This window comes from Borrelia tillae (assembly GCF_055693965.1).
Genome location: NZ_CM146346.1, coordinates 800,369 through 814,820 on the forward strand (window position 1 = coordinate 800,369; position 14,452 = coordinate 814,820).

At 27.3% G+C, this 14,452-nt stretch carries 12 protein-coding genes, 1 tRNA gene and 2 pseudogenes; 4 read left to right on the top strand and 11 right to left on the bottom strand.

Annotated features, from left to right (window positions below):
• Nucleotides 1-303 precede the first annotated feature (303 nt).
• From ACWUD1_RS03880 to ACWUD1_RS03905, 6 genes are all read right to left on the bottom strand, one after another.
• Nucleotides 304-1,314: a DUF4340 domain-containing protein gene (locus tag ACWUD1_RS03880; protein ID WP_472756482.1), complete on the bottom strand. Its 1,011-nt coding sequence runs from the start codon at nt 1,312-1,314 to the stop codon at nt 304-306.
• A 10-nt stretch (nt 1,315-1,324) separates the two neighbouring features.
• Nucleotides 1,325-2,827, bottom strand: a complete 1,503-nt coding sequence (locus tag ACWUD1_RS03885; RefSeq protein ID WP_472756483.1) for a Gldg family protein — start codon at nt 2,825-2,827, stop codon at nt 1,325-1,327.
• A 7-nt stretch (nt 2,828-2,834) separates the two neighbouring features.
• A complete protein-coding gene (locus ACWUD1_RS03890) occupies nt 2,835-3,569 on the bottom strand; it encodes an ABC transporter permease (protein WP_472756484.1) in 735 nt (244 codons plus the stop codon).
• Nucleotides 3,566-4,492, bottom strand: coding sequence for an ABC transporter ATP-binding protein (locus ACWUD1_RS03895; protein ID WP_472756485.1), 927 nt, complete (start codon nt 4,490-4,492; stop codon nt 3,566-3,568). The genes ACWUD1_RS03890 and ACWUD1_RS03895 overlap by 4 nt, the downstream gene beginning before the upstream one ends.
• Nucleotides 4,493-4,513: 21 nt before the next feature.
• A complete protein-coding gene (locus tag ACWUD1_RS03900) occupies nt 4,514-5,473 on the bottom strand; it encodes a ribonuclease Z (protein WP_472756486.1) in 960 nt (319 codons plus the stop codon).
• A gap of 330 nt (nt 5,474-5,803) precedes the next feature.
• Nucleotides 5,804-6,865 (bottom strand): NAD(P)/FAD-dependent oxidoreductase, encoded by a 1,062-nt coding sequence (locus ACWUD1_RS03905; RefSeq protein WP_472756487.1) that lies wholly within the window; start codon nt 6,863-6,865, stop codon nt 5,804-5,806.
• A 248-nt stretch (nt 6,866-7,113) separates the two neighbouring features.
• Between ACWUD1_RS03905 and ACWUD1_RS03910 the strand changes: the two genes are divergently transcribed.
• The 3 genes from ACWUD1_RS03910 (at nt 7,114) to ACWUD1_RS03920 (ending at nt 8,554) form a co-directional block, all read left to right on the top strand.
• Complete coding sequence (locus ACWUD1_RS03910) at nt 7,114-7,707, top strand: ATP-dependent Clp protease proteolytic subunit (protein WP_472756488.1); 594 nt, start codon at nt 7,114-7,116, stop codon at nt 7,705-7,707.
• 443 nt (nt 7,708-8,150) lie between these two features.
• Complete coding sequence (locus ACWUD1_RS03915) at nt 8,151-8,411, top strand: hypothetical protein (protein ID WP_472756489.1); 261 nt, start codon at nt 8,151-8,153, stop codon at nt 8,409-8,411.
• 59 nt (nt 8,412-8,470) lie between these two features.
• Nucleotides 8,471-8,554: transfer RNA gene (locus ACWUD1_RS03920), tRNA-Leu, on the top strand.
• A gap of 1 nt (nt 8,555) precedes the next feature.
• Here the strand turns inward: ACWUD1_RS03920 and ACWUD1_RS03925 are convergent.
• Together ACWUD1_RS03925 and ACWUD1_RS03930 are read right to left on the bottom strand one after the other, a co-directional pair.
• The gene (locus ACWUD1_RS03925; RefSeq protein ID WP_472756490.1) at nt 8,556-9,431 is read right to left on the bottom strand and encodes an undecaprenyl phosphate translocase family protein; all 876 of its coding nucleotides are present in this window, start codon (nt 9,429-9,431) and stop codon (nt 8,556-8,558) included.
• 48 nt (nt 9,432-9,479) lie between these two features.
• Nucleotides 9,480-9,809 carry a nucleoside triphosphate pyrophosphohydrolase family protein gene (locus ACWUD1_RS03930; protein WP_472756491.1) on the bottom strand — a complete coding sequence of 110 codons (330 nt, stop codon included), beginning with the start codon at nt 9,807-9,809 and terminating at the stop codon, nt 9,480-9,482.
• A gap of 105 nt (nt 9,810-9,914) precedes the next feature.
• On the opposite strand from ACWUD1_RS03930, the pseudogene ACWUD1_RS03935 reads away from it, so the two are divergent.
• Nucleotides 9,915-10,801: pseudogene (locus tag ACWUD1_RS03935) on the top strand (LysM peptidoglycan-binding domain-containing M23 family metallopeptidase).
• A gap of 94 nt (nt 10,802-10,895) precedes the next feature.
• On the opposite strand, the gene ACWUD1_RS03940 reads toward ACWUD1_RS03935, so the two are convergent.
• The 3 genes and pseudogenes from ACWUD1_RS03940 to ACWUD1_RS03950 all read right to left on the bottom strand — a co-directional run bounded on the left by ACWUD1_RS03940 (nt 10,896) and on the right by ACWUD1_RS03950 (nt 14,446).
• Nucleotides 10,896-12,251 carry a sigma-54-dependent transcriptional regulator gene (locus tag ACWUD1_RS03940; RefSeq protein WP_472756492.1) on the bottom strand — a complete coding sequence of 452 codons (1,356 nt, stop codon included), beginning with the start codon at nt 12,249-12,251 and terminating at the stop codon, nt 10,896-10,898.
• A pseudogene (locus tag ACWUD1_RS03945) lies at nt 12,244-13,403 on the bottom strand (two-component system sensor histidine kinase NtrB). Before ACWUD1_RS03945 ends, ACWUD1_RS03940 begins: the two are co-directional and overlap by 8 nt.
• On the bottom strand, nt 13,403-14,446 hold the full coding sequence (locus ACWUD1_RS03950; RefSeq protein ID WP_472756493.1) for a hypothetical protein: 1,044 nt from the start codon (nt 14,444-14,446) through the stop codon (nt 13,403-13,405). Before ACWUD1_RS03950 ends, ACWUD1_RS03945 begins: the two are co-directional and overlap by 1 nt.
• Nucleotides 14,447-14,452: the final 6 nt, after the last annotated feature.

The window sequence follows — 14,452 nt, forward strand, 5'->3', positions numbered from 1 at the left end:
ATGATTTGGTTAATTCTTATTATTTGCTATCATCAGTTAATGGAATATTAATTCATAATACAAAGGATAGTTCGATTTATAAATTGACTGATAAACTAGAGCCATCTTCTTTGACTCATAGTATTTTTATAAAGGAAATTAAATTTAATTTTGAATTGGATGATAACTTTATTAGTTTAGTTATATATTATAATATCCTGCCCCAGAACAGGATACTTTATATTTTATATTCTTATCTTTTTTTGATGTCTCTTATTTATTTTTGTTTTTCTATTTTTGTTTTGTACCGCTTACATAGAGATATTAATGATGGTGATCATGATTCATTGTTGTCTCTTTCAGATGATCGTCCTTAGAATCATTATCTTTTGTTGTTATTTTTTTTTCTAAATTGAATACATTGAAAAAAGCCCATTTAGTAGTGGTGTAATAATACATATCATGATCTCTTTTTATTAAAATATCCCTGTTTTTTTCATCTTTATTGAGATAAACATCAATATGATTAATACTTTTATTATTCCATTGTATTTCAATATTATATTGGAGGTTATAATCGTTGATTTTAGTTTGATCTATTTCAAGTCCATCTGTTGTAAATTCTTGTATCATTTGTAATAATTTTTCCTTGTGTAATACTTCCCCATTAAAAAAATAAAGACCATCTTTAGTAGACACATTGTAATTATTTTGTATTGCCTCTTCTTCATCTTTTTTTGATTTATTGAGTACTTTTAAAGATAAATGTTCTATTTTTGTATCTTTATCTTCAAAAAGTTTAGTATTTGAGAATGTATTGTAAGAGTTACCTTTATATGATAGGAAAATATTATTTGTTAGATATACGTTGTTATCACTGCCCTTTATGTAAGATAATTTTGAGTCCCCTTCTCCTGGATTTCCAATAAATATTTCTGTTAATAAGTTATTTTTATCGTCAAAGAATTTAAAATCTGCTTTTTCCTTTATTCCTAAGTTTTTGTGTTTATTTGGGTCTCTACTTACAAGCTTATTTTTTTCCAATTGTTTTAAATCTTGAATCATGGAATCGACTCTTTTCGCGTCAATTGGAAGTTTTATATCATTATATTGGAGTTCCCAATCCTTGCCTGATTTTATAATTATCCCATCAAGTTCTGTCTCAATCTTTGCAGTTTGATTGAAATCTATTGTAAAAAATTTTTCTTCTAAAAGTCTTGCAACTTTGTTTTGATTAGAAAATGTTATTCCTAGCACAAATGTAGATATTAAGATTATAATTATTATTATTTTTATATTTTCTTTCATTTTGAATAACGCTATTTTATTGTTCATACACTCTCCTTTAGTTGATTCTTCTTTTTTTGGTAAATCTTATAAGTCCAAATATTATTATTGCTATAGGCAATATGATTAGATTCATGATTATTAATGAAAATTTTGCATTTAACATTTCTTTTGATGAATTTATAAAGTTTAGTTTTGAACGTATTTCTCTTGATTTAATACCGAAAAAAGCATCTTTTTGCATTAAGTAATCTGATATTCTTCCTGCGAGTTCAAAGTTTGAAGGAGAACTGTTATACATATAATCACTAAATATCATGCTTGAGCCTAATAGAATAATTTTTGAATTTTCAGATCTTTTATCTTTGTATAAACTTTTAATGTTTCCTTCAACTAAAATCCCAAGAATTTTTTGCTTATCTTCTTTGTCAAAGGTTTTTGGAACATTGAATGAATGCATTGCTATGCTTGAAACTTCTTCATCATTTACTTGCCAAGATTCTTTAGAGCTTGCAAATAAGGGTAGATATTTGACGTTATCATTATCTTTATTTTCTGTAAGACTGAGTGAGTTGCTCCAGGGAAGTATGGCATCATAGAAATTTTTAAGTAGCGGATTATTAGAATCCATGATATTGCTTTTATCAATCAAAATCCATGGATAGTAGGTTTGAAAATTACCCCCTAAAAAAAGAGTAGGTGCTTTTTTGTCAAGTATAATGTTATCGTTATATTTAATTCCATAGCTTTCAATTAGATTGAATAGTTCAGATTTAATTGAGGTTGTTGTATATGGATTTTGGGGATTATAATCAATTTTGCTTGTGGCAAGTAGTATTTTTCCATTGTCAACAATGAATTCATCAATTTTTTTTAAGTGAGCTTCATTTATTTCTTTAGAGCCAATGATAAACAGTCCATTTATATCGTTTAGTTGATCATTGTTTAAGTTTATTGCTTTAACTTCAGTTTTAAAAGCTTTTTGCATTATTTCTGTAAAGTTTTTGTGTATTGTTTTTAATTTTTCATCTCCAAATACAAGACCTAATACTTTTTTTGTATCATTTATTAATTTATCTAAACTGCTTGCAAGATCGTATTCTAAGTTACTAATTTCTGTTACTATTGGCAGTACTTCACGTTTGCCTTCATACATTATTTCAATTCCTGAATATATTTTGAGTATTGAAAGCTGATTGATTTCTCTCAAATCGATTTGTTGAGATGGAATTCCAATTTGTTCTAAAGGGGTAGTCAGTTTATCAGCATCTACTTCCTTATAAATTACTTTTCCGCTTGAAGAATCGGAAAAACTTGTTAGGAAGTTTTTTATTTGTTCTGGAAATGCAAAATAATTGTCAAGACTTGAGGAGCTATAGTAAGTAATATATATTTTTTCATTTGCATTTACAAATAAATCTTTTGTGACTTGAGAAATCGTAAAAGCTTTGTTTTTAGTAAAATCTATTTTGAAAACTAAAATAGATATGTTACAAAAGATTAGAAAAATTATTATAAGATTTAACGTTACATTTAAAATCTCTTTATTTTTATTTTTCATAAAATTATTATCTCCATTTTTTTAATCTTATGCTATATGAACTTAACATCAAAAATGTGACTGAAAATGTAATAAAATAGATAAGATCTGCTAAGTTTAATATTCCCATATTGAAGTAACTAAAGTGATTGGTAATTGATATATACTTAAGTATATGCCCAAATATATTATCTTTTCCAAATATCATCACTAACTTTCCGGAAAATACTATTATGATTAAAATGAATACACTTAATATATAGGATACTATTTGACTTTTAGTAATAGATGATATAAATACTCCCATGCTAAGTACCGAGTAAGCATAAAGTATTATTCCTAAATATTGAAGAAATATTATGCCAAGATCAAATTCACCCATGAAAATTGTCATTATTGTTAGTGGTAGTGTAAGAATAAAAAGTATTAGTGTAAATATTTTAAGTGTAATGAATTTTCCAAGTACTATCTCTTCTGGACTTATCGGTAAGGCATAAAGTAATTCGATGCTTCCTGTTTTATGTTCTTCTGAAAATACCCCCATACTAAGAGCTGGTAGTACTAACATTAAAATGATAGGCATTGATGAGAAGTAGGACATTAATGATGCATTATCTTTCATAAAGAATCCCGATAGAAAAATAAAAGAAAAATTTACAAATATTAGAAAAAATAACATTACAACATATGCAGTTAGTGTGCCAAATAAGACTTTTAGTTCTTTTTTTGACAAAATTAAAGATTGTTTTAAATTTATTTTCATTTCTTTCCCCCCTTTGTGAGTTTGCTAAATATCTTCTCTAAACTTTCATGTTTTGGCATCATTGCTTTTAATACCATTCCTTTGCTTACAATATAATTAAAAAGCTCTTTTTCGGTCTTGTCAGGTGCAAGTTTTAATGAAACGTTTATTTCTTTTTCATATTCTTCTATTTTAATTGAGGTAAATATATCATTTTTATTAAAATGTGTCTTTATAATTTCAGAATCTTTATAAATGATGAGATCTAATTCAGTTTCTTTAAGCCTATTTTTAACTATATTTTCCTTTGTATCGTCAGCAATAATTTCCCCACTATTAATAATAATTATTCTCTTACAAATTGATTCAACTTCGCTTAAAATATGAGAAGAAAAGAGTATTGTACTACTTTTTGCAAATTCTTTTAAAAATTCTTTAAATTCTATAATTTGATTTGGATCAAGTCCATTTGTAGGTTCATCAAGTATTACAAGTTTGGGGTTGTTAATTAAAGCACCAGCTATTCCTACTCTTTGCTTAAATCCTTTTGATAGGGTAGATATTAACTTATTTTTTACACTCTCAAGCTTAAAAATATCGATTGCCTTATCTATTTCTTTTTTTGGATTTTCAACATTTTTAATTTCTGATATGAAATTTAAATACTCCTTAACCGATAGTTCTGGATAAAGAGCTAGTTTTTCGGGGACATATCCTACATTTTGTAATATTTCTTTTGAATGTTCTGTAATGTCTTTTTCAAAGATTTTTACATTGCCCTGATTAGGATAGTGGAACGATGTTAGGATTTTAATTAAGGTTGATTTTCCTGCTCCATTTGGGCCGAGTATTCCAAGTACTTCTCCTTCGTTAACCTTGAAGCTAACATTAGAGAGAGCTGTAAATAACCCATATGTTTTAGTGACATTTTTTACATTTATCATATGCTATCTCCTTAGATATTATTATTTTATAATAAATTTATTTTTGTCCGCTGTAAGTTTCATGCCATCTTTTGTTAAAAATATTTCTCCATTTGGGTATTCTTTTTGTGCTTCATCTAGTAATTCGTATAAATCTTTATTTAGCGTATATCTTTCACTGAAATGGATCAGTCCTGTTTGTTTGACTTTTGCTTTTTTTGTAATTTTTGCTGCTAATTTTGCTGTTAGGTGTAATTTTTTTTTAGCTTCTTCTCTTAAATCATTTTTGAATGTACTTTCAATAATTATTAAATTAAAGTTTGCAATATATTTGCTTAACTCTTCAAAGTAAGCCGTATCTGTAATATATGCAAATTTTATCCCTTTTTTAGATTCACCTAATATTTCATTAGGCAAAATTGTTCTTCCATTAAGTATTACTTCATGTCCTTCTTGTAATTTTTTTCTGATAGGTCCTTTTGGTATATTTAGAGTTTCTGCCTTCTGAGTATCGAATTTACCAGGTTTGTCTTTTTCTATAAATAGATACCCAACGCAGTCTATTGAATGTTTAAGCCTTATATATTCAATTTTTTTCTTTTTATCTTCGTATATGGTAGGTTCTGTTTTATTGATTGTTATTTCTTTGCATATTATCTCATAATTTTTATGTACTCGTAAAAGTTCAATATTTGTTTCTAAATATTTTTTGATTCCAATGGGTCCAATTATAGTTAGAGGTTCTTTTCTTGTCCCCCCACTTTGTGCCATCAGCATTACTATTCCAAGTAAACCTGTTATGTGATCGGCATGTAAATGTGTAATGCAAATTACTTTGATTTTTTGCCATGATATTTTTTGTTTTCTAAGAGACATTTGAGTAGCCTCTCCGCAATCAAATAGGAAGCTTTCACCGTGGTATTCTATTAATACAGAGGTTAAATATCTATTGTGTAATGGTCTTGTGCCTCCTGTACCAAGAATATGAATATTAAAATTCAAAAACAATCTCCCCATTCTTTGTTGTTAACAACATGTCAAGATACGTTTTAAAATTGGTTTTTAAAATGAATATACAGTTTGTGTTGATGTCTTTTATTTTTTTGAAATAATTTTTTACTTTAATAGTACTACTCTCCTTAGTATTTGAGATAGAGTATTTGTTTGAACAAAAAATTGGTATACAGTATTTTGATTGTAAAATTTTAGCTTTTTATGCATTTAAATATTATATTATTTTTTTTTGAATTTCGAAATATTAATGTAAATTAAATACAAATTTTTTATTAAAATTAGGTTTTAAGAGAAAGTTGTCAATATCATGTAACTTTGTTATTCCAAAGTGTTATATAAGTTTTCATATCTTTTAATATCATAATGAGTTGGGAGCTTAGATTTATTTTCAATATAATCTAAAATTTTTTTAGATAAATATGCTGCCATTGATACTCCTCTTGTTCCAAATCCATTTAAGATAAATATGTTTTTGTGCTTTGGATGTTCGCCAAGAAAAGGTTCTCGATCCAATGTAGAGGGTCTTATGTGTGCTTTGTGCTGTATTACCTTATGATCTAGGTTTGTAATTTTTTTAAGCTTAGCTAATAATTCGTTTTTTGCCCATTCATTTGTGCTTGTGTCTAATGTTTGCCATTCATAAGTTCCCCCAAGATAAAATTTGTTGTCTTGTAGGGGAATTAGTGATACATATCTATTGTAAATTTCTCTAAGATGTAAGTCTTGAATTTTTATTATGAGCATTTCTCCTTTTGCTAGTTTGAATGGAAGATATGAAAATAAGCCTGTAATTTTCTCTTTATATCCCCGTGTCAATATTACTTTTTTGAATTTAAATTTATTGATTGTAAAATATTTGGCATTTATTTTAATTTGTTTTTCATTGACTTCTGATTTTATGTATGCATTTTTTTTTAAAAAATACTGTTTAAGAGCATGTATATATAAGTTAGTATTCATTACTGCTCCCTTTATTAGTATGCCTCCGTAAATATCATTGGAAAAATCGTATACTTTACCTTTTTTTATTGCAATGATAAAATCTTTTATATTTTCATCGTTTTCCATTTTTGTAAGCAGTTCTTCTTTTTGTGTTGTTGTAGTAAATGGTCTAAAAATGAGATTTTCTTTCAAGAAATTGCAGTTAATATGCGTTTCCATTTCTTTGTAGTATTGAATTGCAAATGTAAAAATTTCTGGTTCTCTCCAGGCAATATTCATTTTTCTTCCCATAATAGGATTAATAAGTCCCCCTGCTACAGTTGTTGCTTTCTCAATTCCGTTGTCAAAGAGAATTACACTTTTTTTTCTTTGAAGTAGCTCATAAGTTAAAGTGCTCCCAGCAATACCTCCACCAATTACTGCAAATTCATATTCCATAGATATTCCTTTTCATATATCTTTTGCTTTATAATTTTAAAGAATTACTCCTTACTTAAGCAATTTATTTGTAAAATTCTTAAGATTTTGAACCGTTAAAGCTTAGATTGCTTTTAAGAGGCTTATTGCTTTTCAATTGTATTGAGTTGTATAGGAATATATCGTTCTTATATTTATGTTGACGTTTCAAAACCTTTTGTTTTTAATTATAATATTTATCACATTATTTTTATTGAAAAGGTAAGTTTATGGATTTTAAAGATATGAAAATACAAACAGAAATACAACAACAATCATTAGAGTTTGCATTAAAGAGTAGGGCAATAGTTATTACAGGAGAGATTGATAAAGATACTTCTAAGGTATTTCAAGAGAAAATATTATTTTTAGAGGCATCAGATTGCAATAAACCGATATTTGTTTATATTGATTCAGAAGGTGGCGATATTGATGCTGGATTTGCAATTTTTAATATGATACGCTTTGTAAAGCCTAAGGTTTTTACAATTGGGGTTGGGCTTGTGGCAAGCGCAGGTGCTCTGATTTTTCTGGCTGCAGGTTCGAAGAGTAGATTTTCTTTGCCTTATGCTAGGTATTTATTACATCAACCTTTAAGTGGTTTTAAAGGAGTTGCTACAGATATTGAGATTTATACAAATGAGCTTAATAAGGTTAAGAGTGAACTTAATGATATTATTGCAAAAGAAACTTCTCAAAAGCTTGATAAAGTTGAAAAAGATACTGACAGAGATTTTTGGTTGGATAGTAAATCCGCAATGAAATATGGTCTTGTCTTTAAGATTGTGACAACTAGACTTGAACTTGAAAAATTTATTTCTTAGTTTTTTGATTTTATCTTGTAGTATACCTAAACGGAATTTTAGCATTTTGGAATTTGGTATTATTGATTGGCAGAAAATTTTACTTCTTTAAATTCATTGGTAGACGTGGCTTATAATATGTTTTTGTCAAATTTTGATTTGGTTATTATTAAGAATCTGGGTAATAAAAAGAAATTGGATCTATCAATAATAGAGTCTCATTTGGGAGTTTTGAAAATGCATATTTTATTCAACAAAATAATAGTTCTTCTATTAGTATTCTTGCTAAAGATAACGTTGAAATTCAGATTTTAGATTTCATTAAAGGATTTTATGAATATAAGTTAGGAGTAGTAGTTGATTTCATTTTTAATGATAACCATTATGGCATTGTTGTTTTTAATTTCGATGATGAAATTGTTGATGATTTAGATATTTCTATTGTCGATGATCAGATAACATATTTGGGTTATGGATATAAAAATTTGCTTTTTATTTTAGGTAAACATAATTTTGGCGTATTGGATATGATTATTAAAAATGGTTATTTTAGTTTGATTTATGACTCAAAAAATCCTTTGCATATAATTAATGCCATTGATGATAGAGTTTATGCTAATTTTGCAGCGCAAATATCGCTTTATTCTTTGACATATGTTATTTTGAGCTTTTTATATGATAATTTTTATCTGAGTAATTTTCCAAAACGTATTTTGATTAAGTAAATTTTACTAATATTAAGTTCTTGACATCATTATTTCATTGTTATATCATTACTAGCGATGCCGAAATGGTGGAAATGGTAGACACACAGGACTTAAAATCCTGAGGGGGAAGCTCCGTACCGGTTCAAGTCCGGTTTTCGGTATTTAAAGTTTGAATGTTATTATTTTTTTGTTTTCAAGTATTTTATTTATATAAATTCCTAAAATAAACATGAGGCTTGCAAATAGTTTAAACATTAAAGTAGGGTTGGCATTAAGTTTTATTATCATAAGGAACATTTGTATGATTGACCCCAAAATTAGGCCTATAGATAAATAAAGAAATTTCACGAGATGTTTGTCTATTGTTTTCTTAATTATTAGTATTGTAATGCCTATTCCTATTATTGTAGATATACCAAATACTATGCATGGTATTATGTAAAATTGTGAAATGATGCTAATAATTTCTTTGTAAGTTCCAAGGCTTAACAATATAAGTGAACCAGAGATACCAGGCAGGATCATCGCACAGCCACCTATTATTCCTGAGCTACCGACTAGTAAATAATATTGAATTGAGTTTTTATCTTGATATGCTGCTATGTTTAATGATATATTATACGTTTTTAGTATCAAGAGAAACAGCATGGCTAGAAATCCAGTTAAAAATAAAAAATATTTTGTAATAGCTTTTTGTCTATTTATTTCTGTTTTGGTATTTATTTCTTTCTTTAATGTTAATATATTGCCTGTAGTTAATCCTATAAAAAGTGCATTTAGATATGCTTCTCTTATTGTTGAACCTAACATATAGTTTTTCAACGTTTTTGCAAGTATTATTGATGAAGTTAATATTCCAAGTGATAATATTCCAAGAAAAATTGAGTTTTCTTTTATTTTCTTCAGTCTTATAAGATTTGTAGATGAATATATTATGTTATAGTAGATTCCTAGAATTAAAGCCAGGGTTCCACCTGAGACTCCTGGTACTATGCTTGCGATACCAATTAATAAACCTTTTATATAGATAATTATCATTTTTTATGTATGAATTTATACACGAAAATAAGTGCGTTTAAAAGGATTTTATCGTTCGTCACCTTCACCATTGATTGTGCCATTTTCATGTCGTTTTTTTAATTTTTCTAGATTTGTCATAGCAACATCTTCAAGTGTAAACCCAAGATTATTGCTTAAATTTGAAATATACCATAACACATCGCCAAGTTCTTTTTTGATTGACACTAAATATTCATCATCAAGTATATAATCCTTATCACGACCTAATTTTTTTATTTTTTCTACGACCTCACCTGTTTCCCCCGCCAGTCCCAGAGTTGTTAAAATTAGTTCTTCCTTTTTATTTTTATATTTGGCAGTCTGCTTAGCTTTTATTTGGTATTCGTTTAATTCCATAATTAAGATTAGTTTAATATAGTTTTTATTTATTTACAAGTTTATTTATTATTTCTTTTTTTTTAATATTTTATTATATTAAATTTAATTAATTGGAGTTTATCTATGGATAAATTGGTGTTCTTTTTAAGATTTATTTTCTTTGTGTTGCAGTTTGATTGTCTTTATTCTTATCCAGAGATAAAAAAATTTTCAAATAAAGATCCTATTTTTTATAATCTTAAATCAAAAATTGCTAAATATAATAAGAGAGAAAATGTTCCTTTATTTATTTATTCATATAAGGTTAAAAATGGTGATACCTTTTTTAAGATTGCAAATAAGGTAAATGGCTGGCAAGCTAGTATTGCGACAATCAATTTATTAGATACTCCTTTTTTAAAGGAAGGGCAAGAGATTTTGATTCCTAGTAAAAAAGGGCTTTTTATTCTTAATAATAAGGAGCATAGATTTAATAATTTACTTCTAGCAGCAAGGGATTTAACAAAGGCAGAGAGAATAAAAATTAGGAGGAATAACAAAATTAATGAGTTTTATTATTTTGATTTTCTTAAACATCCGGAATTAAGTTATCTTTCAAGTACAGAGATGCTTTTCTTTTTAAATTCTGAGTTCATTTTTCCCTTAAAGAGATTTATTATTAGTTCTGATTTTGGATTTAGGCCAATCCTTTTACTGGTGTTAGAAGTTTTCATACGGGTATAGACCTTGCAGCACCAATAGATTCTTTGGTTTTATGTTCATCTTATGGTGTCGTAGTTGTAGTTGGTTATAATGATATTTATGGTAATTTTGTTTTAGTTGAACATAAAAACAACATTAAATCTCTTTATGGCCATCTTAATTCTTATATTGTAAATAAAGGAGATATCCTGAAAACAGGAGACACCATTGGTAGGGTGGGCCGGACTGGTCGTTCAACAGGGCCGCATTTGCATTTTGAGATATTGAAAAAAGATGCACCTGTTAATCCTGTTGGATTTTTAAAGTAGAGGTTATAAGTATTTTATTTGTTTGGGTTTTGTTAATTTTAAAAAACTATTCTTAAATTTTTATATTTATTTATGTTTAAATGACTAATATTTTTTAATCTAAATTGTATTCTATTATTTTATTATGCAATGTTTTTCTTCCTATCTTAAGTATCTCAGCACATCTGCTTTTATTGTTTCTAGAATGTAAAAGTGTTTGCTTAATTATTTCTTTTTCTGCTTCTCTTAAGCTTATGCCTACTGGTAATGTTATTTTTATTATTTGATTTAGATTATTTCTAAGCTTAGGAGGTAGATCATCTTTTACAATTTGTTTTCCCTTAGATAGTATTAATGCACTTTCAAGTACGTTTTTAAGCTCTCTAATGTTTCCTGGCCAATCGTATGTATAGAGTGCCTTTAGTGCATCGTGAGAGAGACTTTTTTCTTCCCTGTTATTTTCATTTGCTACACCTTTAATGAGTATTTTTGTTAAATTTGCTATGTCATCTTTTCTCTCTCTTAATGGCGGGATATTGACATTGATTATATTAAGTCTGTAGAATAAGTCTTCTCTAAATCTACCAGCTCTAATTTCTTCTTCAATATTTTTATTGGTTGCTGTTAACAATCTGATATCAACTTTCATAGTAGTCTCTCCACCTACTCGTTCAAATGTTTTATTTTGAAGTACCCTTAATAGCTTTACTTGAACTTCAGGTGATATTTCTACTATTTCGTCTAAAAATATTGTTCCTTTATCTGCTAATTCAAATCTACCTTTTTTTTGAGATATTGCACCTGTAAATGCTCCTTTTTCATGTCCAAAGAGTTCGCTTTCAAGTATGCTTTCAGAGAGAGCAGCGCAATTAACTTTAATAAAAGGCTTATCATTCCTATTTGATAAATCAAATATGGCATCTGCTATTACTTCTTTTCCAACACCGCTCTCTCCAGTTATTAATACGGATGCTTTTGATTTAGCTATTTGTTTTACAAGGTCTAAAGTTTTTTGCATTATAAGAGACTTTCCGAATATGCGCTCATAATAATTTAAATCTTTTCGGATAATGACATTGTCTTGAGATATACTTTCATGTCTTTTTTCGTTTTTGCCATTGAGTACGCGCTTTATTATGAGTAACAGTCTTTCAAGGTCAACGGGTTTTGTTAAAAAGTCGTAAGCGCCTTCTCGCATAGCATCAACGGCTGAATCAACAGTTCCATGAGCTGTGAGAATAATGAAGGGTATATTTAAGTTTTTATCTTTTACGATTTTTAATAGTTCTTCACCTGATATTTGAGGCATTCTGAGATCAGATATTATAACATCAATTTTTTCATTTTCGATTGTCTCAAGGGCCTCGTCTCCATCACTAGCAGTAAATATAAAATATCCTTCTTCTTCAAGATAAGTTGCAATTCCTTCCCGTATATTTTTTTCATCATCTGCTACTAGTAGCTTACTCATCTTCTAAACATCCTTCAATTAGAATTTTGCCTGTATTTAATTTTGGAAGTGTAATTGTAAAAGCTGCTCCTTTCATCTCTTTGCTATCTACAAAAATTTCACCCCCATGTTCTTTAACTATTTTATAAGAAATCGTAAGTCCTATACCACTTCCACTTTCCTTTGTACTGAATTGAGGCTTGAATATATCATCTTTTGTTTCATTCTTTATCCCCCCCCATTATCTTTGATAGTAATATATATTTCCTCTTTGCTTTCATGTGTAGAAATTTCTATTTTCTTTAGTTTTTTCTTTGATTCAAGCAGTGCTTCTTCTGCATTTTTTACTATATTAATTATTACTTGTCTTATGAGTTTTTCATCTATTAAAACGGGACTTACTTTCTTTAAGTTGAGTAAAAATTTGATATCTTTATTCTGTAATTTTGGATTTAATAAATTATATACACTTTTTATTATATTAGTAATATATCTTTTCTCTGGGGTTATTTTTATTGGTCTGACTGTGAATAAAAAATCTGTCACAGTTTTATCCATTCTGTTGATTTCTTCTTTTATTATTTGGAAATAATTATTTGCTTTTGTGCTTTTGATGTTTTGTCTGTCTATTTCTTTTTTTAATAGTTGTAAATTTATATCAATTGCTCCTAAAGGGTTTTTGATCTCATGTGCAATATTTCTTGCATGTCGTGTAAAAGCAGCCAAAGCTTCAGCTCTTCTGAAGAGTTCATCTTTATGTTTTTTTTCCCTAATATCTTCAATTAGAATAATATTGCCTTCAAGTTTTTGGTTCCTAACATATGGCATAAATGATACTTTAATGTATATATTTGTGGAAATTTGTACTTCAAATCCTATTATTTTATCTTCATTTATTGCTAGCTCTTCTATTAAATTAGTTAAAGTTGGGATTTGAATGTCTTTAAGTGTTGCTAATTTATACTTAGGATTTATGGCTAAAATTTGAAATAGCATTTTATTGAGATAAATTACGTTATTAAGCTTATCAAGTACTAAGATTCCTTCATTAATGGATGCAAAAATACCATCGTATATTTCTATTTTTTTATAAATATCTTGAATAAACTTAAGTTTTTGTTCATTTGATAATTTATTTAATTTTGTTAAAGTTTTCTTTAAGAAGCTGTTCATTAATCCTCATAATTTAGCATTAAATTCTCGATTATTAATTTTTTATTCTGATTATATGGACTGTATTTTAATATATATTTTAAATATTCTAATCTTTTTAGATATGTATGAATATTGAGGTTGTGATTGAAGAATTCATCTCTAAGCTGGTTTATAAGTTCTTGTAGGAGTAATTTCAGCGTATTTTCATCTTTCAGGAAATTGAATGTGTCAAGGTTAAATATACTTTGTTTTTCTTTTATGATATTTAAAATTCTGCTGACCTCTTCTTTTAATTTTATGTGTTCTTCACTATAAAATGAATTGAAATATTCTTCTGTTGTCATTTCATAATTTTTATTAAAGGTGACTTTGAATTTTGCAATCTCAAAATCTCTATTTTCTTTTTTAAATTTGTATACCCTGAGTCTTGATAAGATTGTTTTTGGGATCTTGTTTTTGTTTCTTGTAGATAAAATAAAGTAAATGTTTGAAGGAGGCTCTTCTAAGATTTTAAGTAATGCATTATAGACATTAAAGCTTAAATTTTCAATTTCATTGATATAAATTATCTTTATTTTATTTTTCTCGGATAATGCCCAGGACTTAATTTTCCTAACGTCATTAATGGTAATATTAAAATTTATGTCTTTTATTATTTCTTCAATTTTTTTAATGAGTTCTTGTGTAATTGTCTCATTATATGTGTTTTTATAGTATATATCATTAACAAAATTGATCTTTGTTTCTATTTTTTTTAAGTTTTTGTCGCTGCTAAAATTGTATTTGGTAAAAATAATATTTTTAACATATTCCAAATATTTATTTATAACTTCATTTGAATTTACACTAAGGTATGCTTTTGCCTCGACAGTGTTAAGACTTGAGAAGATTATTAAGTTTGGATTTGTTAAATTTTTTGTGTTTAAAATTTTTTTTGCTAGTGCAATTGCTGTTGTCTTTTTGAAAGAAAATCTGTCTCCCCAAAATAGTATTGCATTTGGCAAGCTACCATTTTCATATTCATTAATTATTTCTTTCAACATTTCAGGTGTTTTATCCATATTTTT

Bases quoted from the DNA above. Each gene is read 5' to 3' on its own strand.
- ACWUD1_RS03880 (WP_472756482.1), bottom strand. From the start codon at position 1,314: ATGAACAATAAAATAGCGTTATTCAAAATGAAAGAAAATATAAAAATA.
- ACWUD1_RS03885 (WP_472756483.1), bottom strand. From the start codon at position 2,827: ATGAAAAATAAAAATAAAGAGATTTTAAATGTAACGTTAAATCTTATA.
- ACWUD1_RS03890 (WP_472756484.1), bottom strand. From the start codon at position 3,569: ATGAAAATAAATTTAAAACAATCTTTAATTTTGTCAAAAAAAGAACTA.
- ACWUD1_RS03895 (WP_472756485.1), bottom strand. From the start codon at position 4,492: ATGATAAATGTAAAAAATGTCACTAAAACATATGGGTTATTTACAGCT.
- ACWUD1_RS03905 (WP_472756487.1), bottom strand. From the start codon at position 6,865: ATGGAATATGAATTTGCAGTAATTGGTGGAGGTATTGCTGGGAGCACT.
- ACWUD1_RS03910 (WP_472756488.1), top strand. From the start codon at position 7,114: ATGGATTTTAAAGATATGAAAATACAAACAGAAATACAACAACAATCA.
- ACWUD1_RS03925 (WP_472756490.1), bottom strand. From the start codon at position 9,431: ATGATAATTATCTATATAAAAGGTTTATTAATTGGTATCGCAAGCATA.
- ACWUD1_RS03930 (WP_472756491.1), bottom strand. From the start codon at position 9,809: ATGGAATTAAACGAATACCAAATAAAAGCTAAGCAGACTGCCAAATAT.
- ACWUD1_RS03940 (WP_472756492.1), bottom strand. From the start codon at position 12,251: ATGAGTAAGCTACTAGTAGCAGATGATGAAAAAAATATACGGGAAGGA.
- ACWUD1_RS03950 (WP_472756493.1), bottom strand. From the start codon at position 14,446: ATGGATAAAACACCTGAAATGTTGAAAGAAATAATTAATGAATATGAA.